This is a genomic window from Levilactobacillus tangyuanensis (assembly GCF_003946545.1).
GTDB classification, from domain to species: domain Bacteria; phylum Bacillota; class Bacilli; order Lactobacillales; family Lactobacillaceae; genus Levilactobacillus; species Levilactobacillus tangyuanensis.
Genome location: NZ_RHOA01000009.1, coordinates 22,541 through 40,930, shown reverse-complemented (window position 1 = coordinate 40,930; position 18,390 = coordinate 22,541). Strand labels below are relative to the sequence as shown.

The following is an 18,390-nucleotide window of genomic DNA, read 5'->3' as shown; positions in this document are numbered from 1 at the left end:
TACTAGAATAAGCAAACTGGTAAGAGAATACCAGTAAAACCGTGGCCGGTCAAAAGGAGTTGACATTGCCCGTGTGATCGACCAAAATCAATTAGGAAACGGAGGTGGGAACGATGGTAATCAAGGAAGTACCTGGACAATTAAACCTTATCGCGGCCGATCAACGCCTGGCTAGCCTGCACTATTTGGCCTTGTCCGATCAAACCTGGGTTCTCGAACAACTCTTCGTCCGGCCCGGTCAATCGGCAGAGCTGGCCGATCAGTTGATCCGTCGATTTCTGGAAATTGCCGCGGAAAAATCCATGGTTCTAAAGATTCTGGATCCCTACGCTAAACGTTACTTGAGTGCCCACCCAACTTCGTTACTGGCACCGAATCAGTTACCAGTCACCGGACCAGGTGCGGTACAACCCGTCAGTGAACATTACCCATCTCTAGAGGAGGAAAACACAAAATGAATCAAGACGCTCTCAAGGCCCTCGTCGGCCAGGCTGCTGTAAAGTACGTTGAAGACGGCATGATCCTCGGTCTTGGAACCGGATCAACCGTTAAATACATGGTTGATGCCCTCGGCAAGCGAGTCGCCGAAGAAGGCTTGCACATCATCGGTGTGGCCACTTCCGACCGGACCGCAAAGCAGGCCGAATCGCTTGGCATCACCATCAAGGAATTGGACGATGTCGACCACATCGATTTAACCATCGACGGCGCCGATGAAATCGATGAAAACTTCCAAGGTATCAAGGGTGGCGGTGCCGCTCACCTTTGGGAAAAGATCGTTGCTATCAACTCGACCAAGAATATGTGGATCGTTGACGAAAGCAAGATGGTTCACCACCTGGGACAATTTCCACTGCCTTTGGAAGTCATTCCCTTTGGCTCCACGCATGTCTTAGAAAAACTGGACAAGATGGATCTCCATCCCGAATTCCGGATGGACGCTGACGGTCACCACGTCATGACCGACTCCAAGAACTACATCATCGACCTGCACTTGGGTCGGATTGACCACCCCCACGAACTAGCCAATACCCTAAATGGTATCGTTGGTGTCGTCGAACATGGCCTCTTCTTAGACACGGTCAACACGGTTATCGTTGGTCGTTCCGACGGTCCAGAGGTCTTAAACGCCCGCGATTAGCCTTCATAAAATAAGTTTCTCGAGTCACCCGCTTATCTCCGTTGGAGCCGAGCGGGTGACTTTTTTATGGTCACCGAGAAGATCCAATCCATGGATCTATTGGTGGAGTAGTGTATCATGAAAGCATATTTGTTAAGTTATAAAATATTTGTAGAGCGAGGTAATTGCATGGAAACGACACAATTAAGCAACGGCGTTACCATCCCAATGTTAGGATTCGGCACTTACTTGATCGATAGTAAGGATGTCCCTGCTGCAATCAAGACAGCCTTAGATGCCGGTTATCGGCACCTCGATTGCGCCCATATTTACGGCAATGAACCTGCCGTTGGTGCGGCTATCAAGGCTTCCGGTATCGACCGTTCGGATCTATTCATCACATCCAAGGTTTGGAACGCTGACCAGGGTTACGACAAGACGCTGGCTGCCTTTGACCAGACGTTGACTGACTTACAATTGGACTACTTGGACCTATACCTGATCCACTGGCCTAACGAAAAAGACTTCGACCTCACCTTAGATACCTGGCGTGCGCTGGAGACCCTTTACCAACAAAAGAAGGTTCGGGCTATCGGTGTCTCCAACTTCTCCGAAGACCAACTCAAACAGGTCTTTGCCATGGCCACAGTTAAGCCGATGGTCAACCAAATCGAGCGCCACCCTTACAAAGTTCAAGCCGACTTAGGAAAGTTCGATACCGATAACGGACTGATCAATGAAGGCTACTCCCCAATTGGTCATGGTCACCTGATTCTTGAAGACCCCGTGATCGCAAAGTTGGCCGACAAATACGGTAAGTCGCCTGCACAAATTGTCTTACGGTGGCAAGTTGACACCGGCTTCGTGGTTTTCCCTAAGTCCTCAAAGCCAGCACGAGTTAGAGAAAACTTCGAAATTTCCGGTTTTAACTTAACCGCCGCCGAGATTGCGGAAATTAACGCGCTCGATCAGGACAAGCACCTCAATTACGACTAGGTCGTGGGTATCTAGCCCACTGGGGATCAATAAATATATTAATAACCAGCTCATTAGGCCTCCCCGATACGACTCGTATCGAGGGACCTTTTTTGTTGTAAGACCCGATTATTTGGCAACTTCGAGCTTTACCAAGTCGGGACTAACCGCCCAATTTTTAAACAACTTTCCGAGTATCTATACAAAAATGAGAATATTGGAGTACAATGAGAGAAATATGTTAGGAGAGTGACGTCATTGAGTAAAGAAATCACGGCGGACCAAACCGCCCGCTATCAACATGCGTTAGCAACCGATCCCACTGCCAAGGTGCTGGAGCGCGCCGTCAGCCATCAAGGAATTCTGGCCACCTCAGCCGACTATGCCTCTGAAGCCGACATGACCCCGGTCTTCTCTATTGATCTAGATACCGGTAAAGTTGCCAACCAAAAACAAAGTGGTCGTTGCTGGATGTTTGCCGCACTGAACACCATGCGTCATCACTTAGCCGATCTCTTTAACCTAAGCGACTTCGAACTTTCTCAAAATTACACCAACTTCTGGGATAAATTTGAAAAGGCCAACTACTTTTACGAAAACGTCTTAGCAACCGCTGACCAACCAACGTCTAGCCGTAAGGTGGCCTTCTTAATGACAACCCCTCAACAAGACGGTGGCCAATGGGACATGCTCTGTGCCATCATCGAAAAATACGGGATCGTGCCTAAGTCTGTCATGCCCGAAACCTACAACAGCTCTAAGTCCAGCGAGCTTAACAGCACGCTTAACCTTAAGCTCCGTAAAGATGCCATTATTTTACGTCAGTTAGTTGCCGATCACGCCAGCGATGACGATATCGCCGCAGCCAAGGACAAGATGCTTGGGGAAGTTTACCGCTTACTGAGTTTCTCCCTGGGCGAACCCGTTAGCGAATTCGACTTTGAATACCGGGACGATGACAAAAACTACCATATCGACAAGGGCCTGACACCAAAGACCTTCTTCGACAAATATGTTGGCTGGGACCTCTCCGACTACGTCTCGATCATCAATGCCCCAACCGATGACAAGCCTTACAATCATACCTACACGGTTGAAATGCTGGGTAACGTGGTCAGCGGTCGGCAAGTTAAGCATTTGAACGTTTCCATGAAGGACTTCAAGGACTTGGCCATCAAGCAGCTCCAAGCTGGCCAGTCCGTCTGGTTTGGTTGTGATGTTGGTCAATCATCCGAACGGCAAAAGGGTATCATGGATACCAAGTATTACGACAAAGACGCCCTGTTCAACATCGACTTCTCGACCACCAAGGCCGAACGTTTGGATTACGGCGAAAGCCTGATGACTCACGCCATGGTCTTGACCGGTGTCGACCTGGTCGATGGCCAACCAACCAAGTGGAAAGTTGAAAACTCTTGGGGTGAAAAAGTCGGGACGAAGGGTTACTTCGTTATGAGCGATGCCTGGATGGACGAGTACTGTTACCAAGTCGTCGTCAACAAGCAATTCCTGCCCGATGACCTGAAGACCATTCAAGCTAATGAAAAACCAACGGTCTTAGCACCATGGGACCCAATGGGCGCCTTGGCTTAACCGAATCGATTTCAATTTAAAAAGTCCTTGGAAAATTTCCGAGGACTTTTTTTTGCGATCCGTTTTAATTATTTAATCACCCGGGCAATGTTTTCGGCCGTCCGGGTCAGGTTGGCCTCGCCCGTTTGGATGGCCGTTGATAGGTCAACCACCCCGGGTAGGATGCCAAAGATGGCATCGATTCCCAAATCATAAAGCTGGTCAATTCCCTCACCCACGTTACCGGCTAGCCCAATAACTTTGGCCTGGGGACTCGCCATTTTGACGGCCTGGGCCGTCCCCATCGGGGTCTTACCATACTGCGTTTGAAAATCGATGGCGCCCTCACCGGTGAAGGCCAAATCCGCGTTGCGGGCACGTTCCTTCAAACGCGTTTCCCGCACCACAATCTCGATACCACTTTCCATTTGCGACTGTGTAAAGGCCAAGAGACCGGCGCCTAGTCCACCGGCGGCTCCCGCACCCGGAAACTCGGCTAAGTTGCGTCCCAATGTCTGGTTAATGACCGCCGCATAGTGCGTCAGATTGGCGTCCAAGGTTGCCACCATGGCCGGGGTTGCCCCCTTCTGCGGACCAAAGACGGCAGCCGAGCCCTTGGCCCCAACCAGAGGATTCGTGACATCAGAAGCAATCCGAACGGTCGTGGTCTTGACCAGCGGATCGAGACCACTCGTGTCAATGGTGGCTAGATCGGCTAGGCCGCCACCACCACGGGCAATGGGCGTCCCGGCGGCCGTCAGAAATTTCACGCCTAACGCTTCGGCCATCCCTTGGCCGCCATCGGTGGTGGCGCTACCGCCAATACCAATAATAATTTCCTTGGCGCCATGATGCATCGCATCTAGCATCAATTGACCCGTCCCATAGGTTGTGGTGATTAAGGGGTTCTTCGTGGTCTCATTGACAAATTGAATTCCGCTGGCAGCAGCCATTTCGATGACCGCCGTTTGGCCATCCCCAAGAAAACCATACTCGGCAGAGACCGGTTCACCCAACGGATTCAAGACCTCGGCCGTCTTAAAATGGCCATTGGTTGCATCGACCAGCGACTGCACAGTCCCTTCGCCGCCATCGGCCATGGGAACAACTTCGTAATCGGCATCGGGAAAGACCCGCTTCACGCCGGCATAAATGGCCCCAGCCGCCTGTTTTGCAGTCAGACTGCCCTTAAATGAGTCCGGTGCAATGACAATTTTCATTTTTTAACATTCCTTCCCGTCGCTATAAAAGACCAAACATGATGGTTCCCACGAGCGTCATCGTCAACCCCACGGCAGATTCATAAGGGACCGACTTCATCCGATCCTTCAGGGTCATGTTCATGGCGTTAGCCGTGACATGGAAGTAATTCCCTTGTGGCAAATGGTCGATGACCGTTGCCCCGGTATGAACCATGACCGCGGCCGCCAATGGCGCCGTTCCGAAGGCCAGAATGGCCTTGCCAAAGGAACCGGTGGCCAGAATAACCCCAGTCGAGGTGGAGGCGGTTGCCGCAGCCATTAGAATCCCGGCAATTGGCGCCAGGAAGGTGCCGGATATCCCGGAGACTTTGATCAGATGAACAATCAACGCCGGCAAGGTCGAGGTGGTGATCAGCCCGCCAATCGCCCCTGCGCCAATTAAGATCAAGACAACATCGGTCATTCGGGCCATTCCGGCCTTGGTATAGGCCAAGACCTGGCGACCTTGCTGCATTGCTAACATGCCAATCAACCCCGCCAATGGCAGAATGTACATCGCATCCACTTCGAATTTTTCTAGAATTTGAATATGTAAAATGTTCCCAACCGGATTCAGTAGCAACAGAATGACCGCTAGGACCGGCGCAACGATCGCTGTCTTCAGCGTAGGTAGCTGCGTGGGGGCCGCGTCGGTTCCCTGTCTTTGGTTGGCCTCGACGTCAGCCATCGTGGCAATCTCCCCGTGATGCCGTAACAAGGTGGCGATAAGGACGGTGACGATTAGGCCAAACACGGCCGGAATAAAATCAGCCACCATCAGCTGGCTTAGCTCGATGTTAAAGCCATGAGCGGCGGCGATGGTGTTGGGGTTGGGCGAGATAATATTTCCCGCCTTACCCCCACCGGACAGCGCCACTAGCAACGCCAGCTTGGAAATCTTCATGCGACTCCCCACTTCAAGGGCGATGGGCGCCACAATCAGGACGGCAACTGGGATGAAGACCCCCACCGCCGTTATAATCATGGTGGCCAAAGCCAGTGACAAGATGGCTAAACTTTCACCAAATTTTGTGACAATCCCCCGGGCAATCGCATTTGCGGCCCCGGACTCCATCATGACCCCGGCAAAGACACCGGCGGCTAGAACCCGGACAACCGTGCCCATCACACTCTGTGACCCGGTCACCACGATGTTCACCGTTTGCGTTAAGTTCGCGCCACCAATCAGCGCACCCACAATCGTCCCCAACAGCAGGGAATATACTGGGTTTAATTTTCGCAGAATCAAAATAATTGCGAGGGCTAATCCAACCAAGGCCCCAATCCAACTTACTGACACTGACACGTCGCGTCCACTCCCAACTATTTAATGTGACAACTTTAACAAACGTGATGCATTATACGACACATTTCTCACAAATGGAAGGTGGATGGGGCACGGTTTCAGCTCTTCTGCGAACAGTAGATCGTTTTACTAATCCTTTAGTGACAACGAAAAAGAGCCCGCCAGGCCATCGGTAAACCGATCGACTAAGCGGGCTCTGAAACTTGCTCAATTTTTATTTTATTATTTTAATTTTGCCGTCGTTAGGACCTGCTTAAACGTCGACTTGGTTAACGATTCGATCGACCAGTCTGGCCACATCGTCTTCTTATAAAAGTTATTCGACAATAAAACGACGCCGGTCCGACCATCCTTACTGAGTGAAAAGGCCCCTTCGTAAAAATCACCAATACCGTGGCCATAGTAACCAATCTTACCCAGGTGATACATCCCACCCGAATAGGTCTCGGCCGGCGCGTTCGTTTCATGCAAAACGCCAGCACCACTAGCCGTCGGCAATAACGTCCCTTGAATCAGGGCCCGCTCCGTGCGGAAGGTATCACCGGCACTCATGGTCACATTGCCAGTCGCAATCTCCACCTCCAGCTCCCGCATCGAAGGCTTAACCGGGTTAGAATAATCTCCCGGCATGGTCCCGGCATACCCCAAGGTCATGTCCTTGATATGCGATCGCAGCTGGGCAAAACTCGTATGATTCAAATCCAGTGGCGTCACGATGTGTTCATAGAACGCCTGATAATAGGATTCATGCGTCACTTGATGGAGCACGCCCGCCAGGAGAACATAACTGATTGGTTGATAGTCAAACTTATTGACCTTGGTCGGATCGACTCGGGCCTGCTTGGCGGCATAGCGATACACCCCCGACTCCGTCAGTGTTGTTGGCGGATCCATGGCGCCCACAATGCCCCCACGCATATCCAATAATTGCCGCAGGGTAATCTTATCCGCGTCCTTGATCGTCGGATAATACTGGCTAAGCCGGTCCGTCAATTGTAGCTGGCCGGCCTGAACGGCACGCATGATGAGCGTTCCCGTCATCGACTTTTGAATCGAGTTCACTAGGAATTGCGACGTCACTTTATTACGCCGCTTCTTCGCCGCGTTGGCCATCCCAAAGCTACGCTGAAAGATGACCTGATCATCCTTCACCACGAGCGCCGTCCCACTAAACCGCTTATTTCGAAGCTTCTTGGTAAAGGCCGCCGCAAACTGGGGGTGTTTCTTTCCCAAGTTTTCACGATCGAATGCCGACTTCTTCTTCGGCCGTTTAGCGCGACTGATCGCCGCGTCCTGGGCAATGCTTTCTTTGGTCTTCTTGGCATGCCGATGGTTCGTCACCACCTGTTGTGCCTGATTCTTCGAGTTAACCTGCCGATGTCCGTACCAGACGCCCCCAAGGCCCACCAATACCATCACGAGAGCCACCCAACGGCCCCAACCTGATTTATTCAATTCTTTCAGTCCCCATTCTAAAAGATCATGCTTCTTAGTCGGCCTTACTCAAACCAACCGAAGGTGTTGCTATAAAACGATTTTATTTTGAATTCTAAGTCGATCGTCGAAATCATAGCGGATCGGCTCCCCATTGGCAACCTCCACCTGACTAATCTGTTCATCAGGGACGTCATCCAAATACTTAATTAAGGCCCGCAATGTGCTCCCGTGGGCCACGACCAACTGATTCTGGCCATCTAGTAACCGTGGTGCAATCTCATCCGTCCAATAGGGCATCAATCGATGATAGGCCATCTCCAGGCTTTCGCCCCGAGGCTCGATGTGCGGCCCAAATTTATCATATCGGCGATCCTGCGTCACGTGATCCAGTAATGGCGGTACCGTTTCAAAGCTCCGCCGCCAAATCTTGACCTGACGTTCACCAACCGCTGCCTTAACGGCATCCTTGTTCTGACCACGCAGGGCACCATAATGCCGTTCGTTGAGGCGCCAGGACTTTTCTACCGGAATAAACAGTTGATCAAGACGCTCTAAAACAATGTTTGACGTCACGATGGCCCGTTGCAACATTGACGTGTGTAGCCGACCAAACTGAAGGTGGGTTTCCGCCACCAGTTGTCCCGCTTTTGCCGCCTGTTGTCGTCCCTTTGCCGTCAGAGGCACATCATTCCAACCTGTAAAGATATTATCGCGATTGGCCGTGCTTTCCCCGTGCCGTAGAACCACTAGGGTTGCCATTGCCATCCTTCCCTTCTCTTCTCAGTCTCTGCTGTAATCATACCACAGCCCGAAAGTGAATCATCGGTCAGTGAGTCACCTTAAACGAAATTCAAGGTCGTTCATACCACAAAAAAATCCAGGACTGAACAAGTCCTGGATTCGCTTTATTTATCGTTAATTGGTTGTGGACGATTCCGCGTTCTCACGTGCTCGTTCCGCAATCCGCGCCCGTGCCTTTAACTTGGCCCGCACGTCCTCTGGTAAGTCGGCATCGCCAGCTTCCTCGCCGGCCGCTTCAGCATCATCCGGCAAAGTCGATTCTTGCTCGTGAACCTGATTCCCCATAAAGGTAATCACGGACCCGATCAAGATAATCACAATCCCAATGATGGTGTTAAGCATGATGTGTTCATGAATCAATAACGCCGCTAAGACTGGTGCCAAAGCTGGCTTAATGAAGAAGACCAGTGACGCCGTCGACACGTCGGAACGTTCCATGGCCAGGAAGTAAAAGGCAAAGCCCCCACCGGTCACACAAACACCGATGAAGAAGAGTAGCCAGAAATACTGCATGCTAACGTTCTTCAAAACCGGAATTGCCGCGAACTCCTGCAGCCAGCTAACGGAACGCATGGCCGTTGCCACGGCAGGAATGTGGGTAATCATGACCAGGACAAACAACTCAGCTGAACCAGCCAAGAAGGTGAAACAGGTCATCACGATTCCATTTAACCCATGACGGGTTGATCCCCAACGAGAAATGATACTGTATAACCCAAAGGTTAAAGCCGAAGCAATCGACAAGGTTAATCCCAATGGGTTCGTTAAATGCATGGGGTTAACAATCACAATTAGCCCAACAATGGACACAATCACGGCAATCAAGTTTGCCCGGCCCAACCGTTCGTGCAGGATCAGATAAGAGAAGATCAGCGCGAAGACGGGGTTACAACTAAACAGAACGGCCACCGTGGACGCTTCATCAACCATGATTGCCAATTGATAAAGCGTCATGCTGACAATCACACAGGCTAACCCGGTGAGACAAAAGAGCCCCACATCGGACCAGGTGATTAGACGGCTCTCCATCCGCAGGGCATGCCAAGCGATGGGCAATAAAACAATCCCGCCGATTAAAAATCGAATGAGGTTCAGCTGGATGGGGTTGAACGCCCCGCCAGCTGCCTTCAAAGCGATTTCCATGGAACTAAACATTAACGTCGAAAAGGCAATGTACAACAGCGTTTTTCTCAAAACGAAATTCTCCTTATTATGTAAAATCAAAATTGACTAGACAATGTGCTGAACGATGACCATCAGAATCGGAATCACCACTAAGCTTAGGAGGGTCGTTTCGGTTACCATAATGGCTGCATAGTCAGAATCCGCATGATAGAGCTTCGCTACTACCGGTGCGTTGGTCATGACGGGCATCGCCGCTTGTAAAATAAAAACCTGTTTCATTAAGACGGGCATGTTGGTTGGCACCACCAAACACGCCATCAGGATGGGGGCAATAATGAATCGTCCCAGTAGGATTCCGGAACCATCGCGGTCGATCCGCATATTTTGCAGACCCGCACCCGCGATCGCCGTGCCAATGAAGATCATTGATAGTGGAATAGTTAATCCACCAATGTATTGGAAATCTTGCATGATCCATGCAGGCAATTGAATGTCTAAGAGCACCAGGATTACCCCAACGATGAAGCCGAGTAACGGTGGTGAGAAGATTTTCTGGAGCGTCTCCTTAAGACTAAACGTTGCCTTGCCCTTCCCATCCTTTTGGATCAAATAAACCCCTAACGTCCAGAAGAACGTGGTGTTGGCCATATAGTAAACCAGGACGTACGGGAGGCTCTTGGTCCCAAACAACGCTTCATTGACGGGTAAACCAACAAAGACCGTGTTGGAATTCAAAAACATCGATTCGAATAAGCCTTGATGACTTCGACGGATACGAAACAGGTGAAACGCCGCAATCGAAAGGCCAAACATGATCAGCATCGAAACCACCGGGAAACGCAGGTCCGGCAAGGTTTCCTTTAACGTTTTAACCGTGAACTTTGACGTAATTGTACTAATCATATAGGCCGGCAATGCAATCTGTGTGACAAGTCGAGCAATTAGCCGGGGCGCTTGATCATCAAACCATCCCCGCCGCGACAAGACGTATCCCAAGCCAATCATGACGAGGATTATCAAGACGCCAGAAACACTTCGAATAAATACAGCCATCCACGATCCTCCCCGCCAAAAAAATTAGATTTTCTTAAGCAACACTGCACCATTATAGCATAAATGATGATGATCGTTCGGTGTCATTCCTTCATAATAGTGGCAGAACGGGGTTACCCAAGGCATGCCGTCATCAGCAACTTTTTAATACCACTTTACAAATCCCATAATTATAAAGCGTTTTCTCGCCCGAAACATTTACGAATGGCCGTTTTTATGGTCTAATGGGTTAATTGGGCCCGCTGCCGGATCGGGGATTTTTAAAAATCCGGTAAGGTCCCCGAGATTTCGTTGAGGAATGAACGGAGAAGCCTATAATTGGGTTAAGATTTTGACGAGGATGAGGAAATAAATTATGCCAAACGATAACGAAAACAGTCGGCGCCGTCACGCGCCCGAGGACTTTGAACAGGTGTATGACCGGCGGGCTGACCGCAACTCCCACTTTAAACAGCCCCAGGTCCACCCACATCGTCCGGTCATGTGGACCATTGTAGTCACCCTATTAGTCTTACTAGGCGGGGGCCTAGCCTATGGCTATCAGGCATGGAATTCAGCTAAGAAGACCTTCGGTGAAACCTATGAGGCCTCTAGCGGCGCCAAGAGTCGAAATGTTTCGGCTGTTTTGAAGAAGAACCAGCCCTTCTCGATTCTTCTAATGGGAACCGATACTGGGGCCTTGGGCCGTTCCGATGTCGGCCGGACCGATACCATGATGGTCGCGACGATTAATCCAAAGACGGAAACCGCCTATTTGACCAGTATTCCCCGGGATACCCGGGTAACGGTTGGCTCTGGGGCGAATGCTTCCATCCAAAAGATTAACGCGGCTTACACCATTGGTGGTCCCAAGACAGCCGTTAAAACGGTTGAGGACCTGCTCGACATTCCGATCGACTTCTATGCGATTGTGAACATGGGCGGATTGGAAAAGATGGTTGAATCCGTTGGTGGGGTCGATGTCAAACCAACCCTGACCTTCAAGTATGGTGCGGCGAACGTCGTCAAGGGCAAGAAGACCCATTTGAATGGGAAACAAGCCCTGGATTACTCCCGAATGCGGCATGATGACCCACTTGGTGATTACGGTCGCCAAAAGCGGCAACGTGAGGTCCTCCAGAAGTTGGTCGTTAAGGCTGCTGGTTTATCCTCAATCACACGTTACCAGTCCATCCTGAAATCACTGAATGGTAACTTGAAGACCGACCTGACCTTCGATGACTTGATGCAAATTCGGGCCAAGTATGGCGATGCCTCTCATCACATCAGTTCTGAAACCTTACAAGGACAAGACGCGATGATCGATGGTCTCTCCTACCAAGTCCCAACCACGCAAGAATTGAAAAAGGTCTCGAACCACATTCGCAAGACGTTGGGTCTGGGTAACACCAGTAAGTTCACCACTGATGCCGATACCTCGACGACCGATGGCTCCACGAATGCGGATGGCACGACGCCAACCGCCGACACCACGGGCGGTAACAACGGCTACGGTTACTAATTTTAATCATGACATCAAGTCCGGACCAATGGTTCGGACTTTTTTGATCCCATCCCACCGTCTTGGCAACCGTTAGTTTGTTTAGAATCTGACGAAACATTTTCGACACTCTGTCCGAATGGTGACCCCGATAGACCGTGCCATCCCACTCATTTCATCTGTATCAATGAATCCGTCTCAGCCATTTGCCTTGATCGGTGGCTATCCTTAGCCAAGCGTGACCGCTTGTCACATTGCCATAAAATCTGTTTGTGGTTTGCCTCAAATGCGTTAAAATAGAGATACTTAAAACTATGAAAGGGGCTGACCACATGTATCGGTTCTTTGTTCAACCACAGATCAATGAAGACGACAACCGCGTGTTTGGCTACGAAGTTCTTCTCCGCAAACAAAACGATAACGATGAGTGGGTTCTTCCACATCACTTCACTGATATTTCTGTGACCGACCAGGCGAAGCTCCTCGAAGAAACGGCCGTTGCTTTACATACGGCGGTGACTAAACAGACGCTGTCATTCAACCTTAACACCCAACAGTTGCGAAATCCCTACACCTTGGGTGCGATTATCCTATTGAAGAAACGGCTGGCACCGGCTTCGCTAAACATCGAATTGACCGAGGCCCCGACCCTCGAGGAAATGAAGCTTTTCAGTATGACGATTCATCAATATGGCGTTGGTTTGATCCTGGATGATGTTGGCACGGGTTCCAACACCTACGAAAACATCAAGCATCTTTTACCATTTGTTGACGGGATCAAGTTTGCCATGCAAAATCTGCGGTCTACCGGTGAACGCGATCTCATTCCCGCCAGCCTGGCCTTTTGGGCGCAGACGGCTCGTGAGGATCACCTTCAGTTAGTTCTAGAAGGTGTCGAAAGCGCCGAGGACCAAGAACTGGCTAAACAATTCGGGATCAATCTCCATCAGGGTTACCTGTACGGGCAACCCAGTCTTGTTGAAACCCTGGCCTAACTAAAAACGGCTGTGACAACCACTTTCATCACTGAAAGTTCGCTGTCACAGCCGCTTTTTATTTTCACTTTAATGAAACAACCCGATCCAGTAACCGCCAATGCCGATCACGAAGACCCCAACAAAGAGCCACAGTGGTCGAACACGATGACGCAACAACCAGACGGCTAACAAGGTTAAGCACAGGGGCAAGACACCGGGTAACAATTGATCCAGCATTGCTTGCAGACTCTTAGTGGCCCCACCAGGGAGATGAAACGACGGTGCCAACTGTAACTGCGTCCAACGAGGCACGATGGCCCCCATGACGAAGAGCCCCACAATTGACGCGCCTTCCGTCAGCCGCCGTAATGTCTCCGATTGCAGGCCAGTCACGGCACTAATGCCGCGGCGGTAGCCCCAGCGCTGAGTCAGCCACCGAAAGCCGAGGCGCACCACATTCCACCCAATAAAGAAGGTCAATGGGCCTACAATCCCAAAGCCACTAAAAACCAGGGTTGCCGCGAAGGCACTTAACAAAGGTCGCCAAATGCCCCACCAAACGGGATCGGCGACCCCCGCCAATGACCCCATCATCGCCACCTTGACGCTCTTAATCTCGGTTTCGGTGACGGGCTTACCGTTGGCATGGTCCTCTTCCATGGCCAAGGTCACCCCGGTAATGAGCGACTGCATGTATGGCATGGTGTTGAACAACTCTAAGTGTCGTTGGGCGGCCGCAGCCTGATCCGCCTTATTTGGATATAAGCGCCGAATGGCCGGAATCATCAGGTAACAAAAACCCATATTCTGGAGCCGAGGATAGTTCCACGCAGCCTGTTCAAACCCTGAGCGGACAAAGACGTGGAACTGGTCCCCCATGGTTAACTTAACTTTAGTTGGTTCCGCCATCTTCGCCCCTCCTTCTATAAATCATCCAATTCACGATCCAGGTCATCATCCGCTGAGGTTCCCGAACCGCCACCTTGGGGATGCTGATCCTTGGGTTTTAGATTGAGATAAATAATCGCCAAGGCTACCCCAATCATCACTAATGCCGTGAGGTTCAAATGACTGTCCGTCGCACAGGCGAAGCCCATGAAGAAGAACGGCCACAACCGCCTCGATGCCATCATGTTAATCACAATGGCGAAGCTCACAATCACTAAAAGCCCCGCCGTCACGCGTAACCCACCGCGTAAGGTCACAGGTAACCCTTGATAAATCGTGGTCATCCAGACACTCGGTAAGGCCATCAGGATCACCATGGGAATCACGACCCGTAGCCCCTGCAACCCGACACTAAGCCATTGAAGCCTCGTGATTCGGCTCAGGTTTCCCTCTGCGGCCGCTTGGTCGCCGCGAGCCACCAACGGCACGATAATTCGCCGAAGGCCCCGTGTCAACCAAAGACCCACGACCGCCAACGGGATGGCCATGATCACGCCCATCGCCACGGGTAAGTGGGCGGGACCGGTCACTAGCCAGGCCGCACCCACAGCCCCCAGGGCGGCATCCGGCGCCACCGCGCTGCCGATATTCATCCATCCAAGCGTCACCAACTGAAGTGAGGCGCCCAATGCCAGTCCAGCCACCAGATTACCGGTAACCAGCCCCACTAACGCACAGGCCACAATCGGTTGATGGAACTCCCATTCGTCAATGACGCCCTCAAGGCCGGCCAAAAAGGCGACCAACAAGACTCCCCAAAATTCTAGATTCATGTTCAACCGCCTTTCATCAGAGATCCAAAAACACCTGCGAGTGGGGTAACCCACCGCGTCAGGTGTTTAGGCTAGACCTTTTTTTGTTGCCAGATTCAAGAAATCCTGTGGCCGATCAGACGGAACCGTCTGTGCCGTCACGGTGACTCCTTGACCCATCAACTTCTGTGCAACCTGAACATCGGTGGCGTCCGCCGCCACACTGTCCGTCAACATCGTTTTCCCGGTCGAAAACGCCAAGTTTCCCACGTTAACCCCACTGCCGCGCAGGTCAACTCCTGCCGCGAGCAAGCGGTGCATGTCGGTCAGATTTTCCGTTAACAGCAACACGCGAAAACTATCGAACCGGGGATCGTGAAAAATTTTAGCCATCTTATCAACGGAAATGACATTGGCCTTAACGTCAGCCGGAGCGGCCTGCACGATTAAGGTTTTGCGGAGCTGGTCTTGGACCACGGCATCAGATACCACTAAGATTCGGTTTGGTCGGACGGTTTTGGTCCAGACCGTCGCCACTTGACCGTGTAATAATCGGCTATCAACTCGTGCCAAGCTAATGGTCATTGTCATAACAGTTCGTCATCTCCTGTGCCCGCCTGTAAATCCAGGTGGCGAATACTACTTCTTGCTGCTCGTTCCAAATGCGGAATCACTTCGGCCATGGTCTGCTCCTGTAGCGATAACGCTTCAATTAACATCGGTAAATTAAGCCCCGCAACCAGCCCATACTTATCTGGGTGTTGCGCAACCATTTGACTGGCCGCATTAAACGGCGATCCACCCCACAAGTCAACTAGGAACAATAATTCCGTAACCGGTTCCATTTGTTGAATAGCCGTCTCGTAGTGATTGGCCAGGTCGGTCAGGCTTTCATTGGCAGCCAAGGTCACGGCTGTCACCTTGGTCGACTTGCCGTAAATCATCTCTGCGCTTTGCAACAGTCCGCGGGCAAACTGCCCGTGACTGGTAACGATTATGGCTAACATCGTGCCACCTCTTCATCCACGGCCATCGATTCTGGCCATCTCAAAATTAAATCTGCACCTAATATAGCATAAATAAGCGTTTTCAGCTAGTTTGCGGCAAATTTTGTGATTAATTCACGAGGACTGGCGAGACTGATCGCCGGCGTGAAACCACGCGGTTGCCGGTCGTTCCAGGCTGCATAGCCGAACGCGACATTGGCCGCCTGGGCGGCCTCTTGGTCGAAGTGCGTATCCCCAATATAAATGGTGGTGGCTGGATCGGCGTTCAGCCGTTCCACGGCCAAGTTAATTCCATCGGGTGCCGGCTTCCCGTGTTGCACATCTTCGGCCACGATCGCCAATGAAAAATGGTCGGCCAGGCCCGAGGCCACCACGTCGTGCTCGTATTCGAATTGCCGTTTAGAGGTCATAATTGCCAACTGCGCCCCCCTTTTTCGTAACTGATCCAGGGCCGCCAGGACACCCGGATAGACGTGCACCGTCTCCCGGTAGGCCGCCGTGCGCTCGCCCCATGCCACCAGAACATCTTCTAAGTCAGTCACATGAAGATCTTCCAAGGCATCACGACTAGGAATGCCAAAGGTTGCGGTCAAGTCAGCATACGGCCGCGGATCCCCCTGTTCCTTGAGCACAGCCTGTAACGCCCGCATGTACATGGCCTCTGTATCCATCAATGTTCCATCAATATCAAAAATATACGTTTGCAAAAGGTTTCCTCCTCAATCGCGCCGCAAAAAAAGCGCGACCAGTGTTGGTCTCGCTTTAAGTTTAGCATGTTTTGAATTAAGACTCGAATTTAACCGGTAAATCTTCATCGGCCAAGTCGACGGCCTCCTCGGAGTCGGCTGGAACCGTTTCGCCATTAGCCACCGCTTGGCTCCGGACCAAGTTCCGTAATTGCTTAACGGCTCGCAACCAAGATGGAATCAAGATGGCACATGATCCCAGCCAGGCCAGAGGTTCGGCCGAGACGGCACCCGCATAGCCGAAGGCCTTGACCATGAACAAGGCGGCAAAGACCCGCATGGCCAATTCACCAACCCCGGCTAGGGTTGGCAGCACACGCCGGCCCAGTCCTTGCAGGGTGTTCCGGATAACAAACAGCACACTCAACAACAAGTAGGTACTCCCGATGATGTTGAAGTACGTCTGTGATAATTGAATGACGTGTTCGTCGGCATCCCCAATGATCAGGTGAACAATTGGCCGACCAAAGAAGATGACCATGGCCCCAGCGAAGACGGCGAAGCTACCTGACAACCACAGGGTCTTCTTAACCCCTTCCATGATTCGTTGAAACTTACCGGCACCAAAGTTCTGGGCGGCAAAGGTGGCCATCGTGACCCCAAAGGAAGACATTGGTAGCGAACACAGTTGGTCCACCTTAGAGGCAGCTGTGGACGCGGCCACCGAGTCAGTTCCTAATGAGTTCAGGGCCGCCTGCATAACCATCGTCCCAATCGCAATGATTGAGAGTTGAAAGCCCATTGGCATCCCCGTTGAGAAATGTTGCCAGAGTTCGTCGAATCCCATCTTGAAGTCGGCCTTGCCAATCCGTAATAAGGGAATGGACCGCACGATGTACCCCACACAGAGCAGTGAGGCAATCACTTGGGATAGGACGGTCGCCCAACCGGCACCGGCCACCCCCATGTGAAAGACCAAGATGAAGAGGAGTTCCAGGGCCACGTTAATAATGGTCCCAATAACCAGGAAAATTAAGGGTGTCCGGGAATCTCCAAGGGCCCGAATGATGTTTGAGAGTAAGTTGAAAGCCATTGACGCGAAGATCCCAATGAAGATGGTGGTGATGAAGATCCGCGCGTTGGCAAAGATTGAGGCCGGCGTTTGCATTAATTTCAAAATCGGGTCGACAAACGTCAGGGACAGCACCGTCAGGACGACGGTCATGATTAACGAGATAATAATACTCGCGGCAAAGGAGCGGCGAACGCCACGATAATCACGCGCCCCGTACCGCGTGGCCGTGATGATGGCCAATCCAGCGGTAAGCCCTTGGGCGAAGCCAATAATTAGGAAATTAATGGATCCGGTTGCCCCGACGGCGGCTAGCGCTTTAACACCAAGGGTTTGCCCCACCACGACCGTATCAGACACATTGTATAATTGCTGAAAAAGATTCCCAATTAACAATGGAATCGTGAAAAAGAAAATAAGTTTTAGGGAATTACCCTTGGTTAAGTCGCTCATATGCCGACCTCCTTCTAGAATTTGTCAATCGCAATTGACACAGGACGATTACTATAACGCCATTGGCGCTCAATGTCAGCAGTTTTGCTTAACTTTATGAAAGTAATCGATTAATTTTCAATATTACGCCCATCCCAGGAAATTGAGAAGGCCTATTTTCATTGAAAACGATTGCGTAGCACAATTGTTATCTGTTTGTCATGTTAAGGGGCCTCTTTAATTGTTTCCCCTCGTGAAACCACAAAAAAATCCCGTCGATTACTCGACGAGATTCTCGATTAATATGATGCGGCCAAGAAGATTCGAACTTCCACCCGGATTACCCGGACAAGATCCTTAATCTTGCGCGTCTGCCAATTCCGCCATGGCCGCATTAACTCACAAG

Annotated in this window: 18 protein-coding genes and 1 tRNA gene; 6 read left to right on the top strand and 13 right to left on the bottom strand. The window is 51.2% G+C overall.

Annotation, left to right across the window (positions count from 1 at the left end):
• Window positions 1–113 precede the first annotated feature (113 nt).
• The 4 genes from EKM96_RS07335 to EKM96_RS07320 all read left to right on the top strand — a co-directional run bounded on the left by EKM96_RS07335 (window position 114) and on the right by EKM96_RS07320 (window position 3,688).
• On the top strand, window positions 114–458 hold the full coding sequence (locus EKM96_RS07335; RefSeq protein WP_125641903.1) for an acetyltransferase: 345 nt from the start codon (window positions 114–116) through the stop codon (window positions 456–458).
• The gene (gene rpiA, locus EKM96_RS07330; RefSeq protein WP_125641900.1) at window positions 455–1,141 is read left to right on the top strand and encodes a ribose-5-phosphate isomerase RpiA; all 687 of its coding nucleotides are present in this window, start codon (window positions 455–457) and stop codon (window positions 1,139–1,141) included. Before EKM96_RS07335 ends, rpiA begins: the two co-directional genes overlap by 4 nt.
• A 168-nt stretch (window positions 1,142–1,309) precedes the next feature.
• Entirely contained in the window at window positions 1,310–2,116 is an 807-nt protein-coding gene (locus tag EKM96_RS07325) for an aldo/keto reductase (RefSeq protein WP_125641897.1), read from the top strand.
• A gap of 237 nt (window positions 2,117–2,353) precedes the next feature.
• Complete coding sequence (locus EKM96_RS07320) at window positions 2,354–3,688, top strand: C1 family peptidase (RefSeq protein ID WP_125641894.1); 1,335 nt, start codon at window positions 2,354–2,356, stop codon at window positions 3,686–3,688.
• A gap of 68 nt (window positions 3,689–3,756) precedes the next feature.
• Here EKM96_RS07320 and EKM96_RS07315 read toward each other — a convergent pair whose 3' ends face one another.
• The 6 genes from EKM96_RS07315 to EKM96_RS07290 all read right to left on the bottom strand — a co-directional run bounded on the left by EKM96_RS07315 (window position 3,757) and on the right by EKM96_RS07290 (window position 10,630).
• The gene (locus EKM96_RS07315) at window positions 3,757–4,887 is read right to left on the bottom strand and encodes a glycerate kinase family protein (protein ID WP_125641891.1); all 1,131 of its coding nucleotides are present in this window, start codon (window positions 4,885–4,887) and stop codon (window positions 3,757–3,759) included.
• 22 nt (window positions 4,888–4,909) lie between these two features.
• Window positions 4,910–6,214, bottom strand: a complete 1,305-nt coding sequence (locus EKM96_RS07310) for a GntP family permease (RefSeq protein WP_125641888.1) — start codon at window positions 6,212–6,214, stop codon at window positions 4,910–4,912.
• A gap of 222 nt (window positions 6,215–6,436) precedes the next feature.
• Window positions 6,437–7,630, bottom strand: a complete 1,194-nt coding sequence (locus EKM96_RS07305; protein ID WP_125642033.1) for a serine hydrolase domain-containing protein — start codon at window positions 7,628–7,630, stop codon at window positions 6,437–6,439.
• Between the two features lie 108 nt (window positions 7,631–7,738).
• Window positions 7,739–8,410 (bottom strand): 2,3-bisphosphoglycerate-dependent phosphoglycerate mutase, encoded by a 672-nt coding sequence (locus tag EKM96_RS07300; RefSeq protein WP_125641885.1) that lies wholly within the window; start codon window positions 8,408–8,410, stop codon window positions 7,739–7,741.
• Between the two features lie 156 nt (window positions 8,411–8,566).
• Complete coding sequence (locus EKM96_RS07295) at window positions 8,567–9,646, bottom strand: DMT family transporter (RefSeq protein WP_125641882.1); 1,080 nt, start codon at window positions 9,644–9,646, stop codon at window positions 8,567–8,569.
• A gap of 36 nt (window positions 9,647–9,682) precedes the next feature.
• Window positions 9,683–10,630, bottom strand: a complete 948-nt coding sequence (locus EKM96_RS07290; RefSeq protein ID WP_125641879.1) for an AEC family transporter — start codon at window positions 10,628–10,630, stop codon at window positions 9,683–9,685.
• Window positions 10,631–10,985: 355 nt separating this feature from the next.
• Between EKM96_RS07290 and EKM96_RS07285 the strand changes: the two genes are divergently transcribed.
• Window positions 10,986–12,131 (top strand): LCP family protein, encoded by a 1,146-nt coding sequence (locus EKM96_RS07285; protein WP_125641876.1) that lies wholly within the window; start codon window positions 10,986–10,988, stop codon window positions 12,129–12,131.
• A 311-nt stretch (window positions 12,132–12,442) separates the two neighbouring features.
• Window positions 12,443–13,105 carry an EAL domain-containing protein gene (locus EKM96_RS07280; RefSeq protein WP_125641873.1) on the top strand — a complete coding sequence of 221 codons (663 nt, stop codon included), beginning with the start codon at window positions 12,443–12,445 and terminating at the stop codon, window positions 13,103–13,105.
• Between the two features lie 69 nt (window positions 13,106–13,174).
• Here EKM96_RS07280 and EKM96_RS07275 read toward each other — a convergent pair whose 3' ends face one another.
• The 7 genes from EKM96_RS07275 to EKM96_RS07245 form a co-directional block, all read right to left on the bottom strand.
• Entirely contained in the window at window positions 13,175–13,996 is an 822-nt protein-coding gene (locus EKM96_RS07275) for a PTS system mannose/fructose/sorbose family transporter subunit IID (RefSeq protein ID WP_125641870.1), read from the bottom strand.
• Between the two features lie 14 nt (window positions 13,997–14,010).
• Window positions 14,011–14,808 (bottom strand): mannose/fructose/sorbose family PTS transporter subunit IIC, encoded by a 798-nt coding sequence (locus EKM96_RS07270; RefSeq protein WP_125641867.1) that lies wholly within the window; start codon window positions 14,806–14,808, stop codon window positions 14,011–14,013.
• A gap of 66 nt (window positions 14,809–14,874) precedes the next feature.
• The gene (locus EKM96_RS07265; protein WP_125641864.1) at window positions 14,875–15,378 is read right to left on the bottom strand and encodes a PTS system mannose/fructose/N-acetylgalactosamine-transporter subunit IIB; all 504 of its coding nucleotides are present in this window, start codon (window positions 15,376–15,378) and stop codon (window positions 14,875–14,877) included.
• Entirely contained in the window at window positions 15,375–15,794 is a 420-nt protein-coding gene (locus EKM96_RS07260; RefSeq protein WP_125641861.1) for a PTS sugar transporter subunit IIA, read from the bottom strand. The genes EKM96_RS07265 and EKM96_RS07260 overlap by 4 nt, the downstream gene beginning before the upstream one ends.
• 86 nt (window positions 15,795–15,880) lie before the next feature.
• The gene (locus EKM96_RS07255) at window positions 15,881–16,501 is read right to left on the bottom strand and encodes an HAD family hydrolase (protein ID WP_125641858.1); all 621 of its coding nucleotides are present in this window, start codon (window positions 16,499–16,501) and stop codon (window positions 15,881–15,883) included.
• Between the two features lie 76 nt (window positions 16,502–16,577).
• On the bottom strand, window positions 16,578–18,005 hold the full coding sequence (locus tag EKM96_RS07250; RefSeq protein ID WP_125641855.1) for an MATE family efflux transporter: 1,428 nt from the start codon (window positions 18,003–18,005) through the stop codon (window positions 16,578–16,580).
• Window positions 18,006–18,292: 287 nt separating this feature from the next.
• Window positions 18,293–18,377, bottom strand: a tRNA-Leu gene (locus tag EKM96_RS07245).
• Between the last annotated feature and the right edge of the window lie 13 nt (window positions 18,378–18,390).

Excerpts from the sequence above, each read along its gene's own strand:
- EKM96_RS07335 (WP_125641903.1), top strand. The coding sequence starts at position 114 with ATGGTAATCAAGGAAGTACCTGGACAATTAAACCTTATCGCGGCCGAT.
- rpiA (WP_125641900.1), top strand. The coding sequence starts at position 455 with ATGAATCAAGACGCTCTCAAGGCCCTCGTCGGCCAGGCTGCTGTAAAG.
- EKM96_RS07325 (WP_125641897.1), top strand. The coding sequence starts at position 1,310 with ATGGAAACGACACAATTAAGCAACGGCGTTACCATCCCAATGTTAGGA.
- EKM96_RS07315 (WP_125641891.1), bottom strand. The coding sequence starts at position 4,887 with ATGAAAATTGTCATTGCACCGGACTCATTTAAGGGCAGTCTGACTGCA.
- EKM96_RS07305 (WP_125642033.1), bottom strand. The coding sequence starts at position 7,630 with ATGGTATTGGTGGGCCTTGGGGGCGTCTGGTACGGACATCGGCAGGTT.
- EKM96_RS07300 (WP_125641885.1), bottom strand. The coding sequence starts at position 8,410 with ATGGCAACCCTAGTGGTTCTACGGCACGGGGAAAGCACGGCCAATCGC.
- EKM96_RS07290 (WP_125641879.1), bottom strand. The coding sequence starts at position 10,630 with ATGGCTGTATTTATTCGAAGTGTTTCTGGCGTCTTGATAATCCTCGTC.
- EKM96_RS07285 (WP_125641876.1), top strand. The coding sequence starts at position 10,986 with ATGCCAAACGATAACGAAAACAGTCGGCGCCGTCACGCGCCCGAGGAC.
- EKM96_RS07280 (WP_125641873.1), top strand. The coding sequence starts at position 12,443 with ATGTATCGGTTCTTTGTTCAACCACAGATCAATGAAGACGACAACCGC.
- EKM96_RS07275 (WP_125641870.1), bottom strand. The coding sequence starts at position 13,996 with ATGGCGGAACCAACTAAAGTTAAGTTAACCATGGGGGACCAGTTCCAC.
- EKM96_RS07270 (WP_125641867.1), bottom strand. The coding sequence starts at position 14,808 with ATGAATCTAGAATTTTGGGGAGTCTTGTTGGTCGCCTTTTTGGCCGGC.
- EKM96_RS07265 (WP_125641864.1), bottom strand. The coding sequence starts at position 15,378 with ATGACAATGACCATTAGCTTGGCACGAGTTGATAGCCGATTATTACAC.
- EKM96_RS07260 (WP_125641861.1), bottom strand. The coding sequence starts at position 15,794 with ATGTTAGCCATAATCGTTACCAGTCACGGGCAGTTTGCCCGCGGACTG.
- EKM96_RS07250 (WP_125641855.1), bottom strand. The coding sequence starts at position 18,005 with ATGAGCGACTTAACCAAGGGTAATTCCCTAAAACTTATTTTCTTTTTC.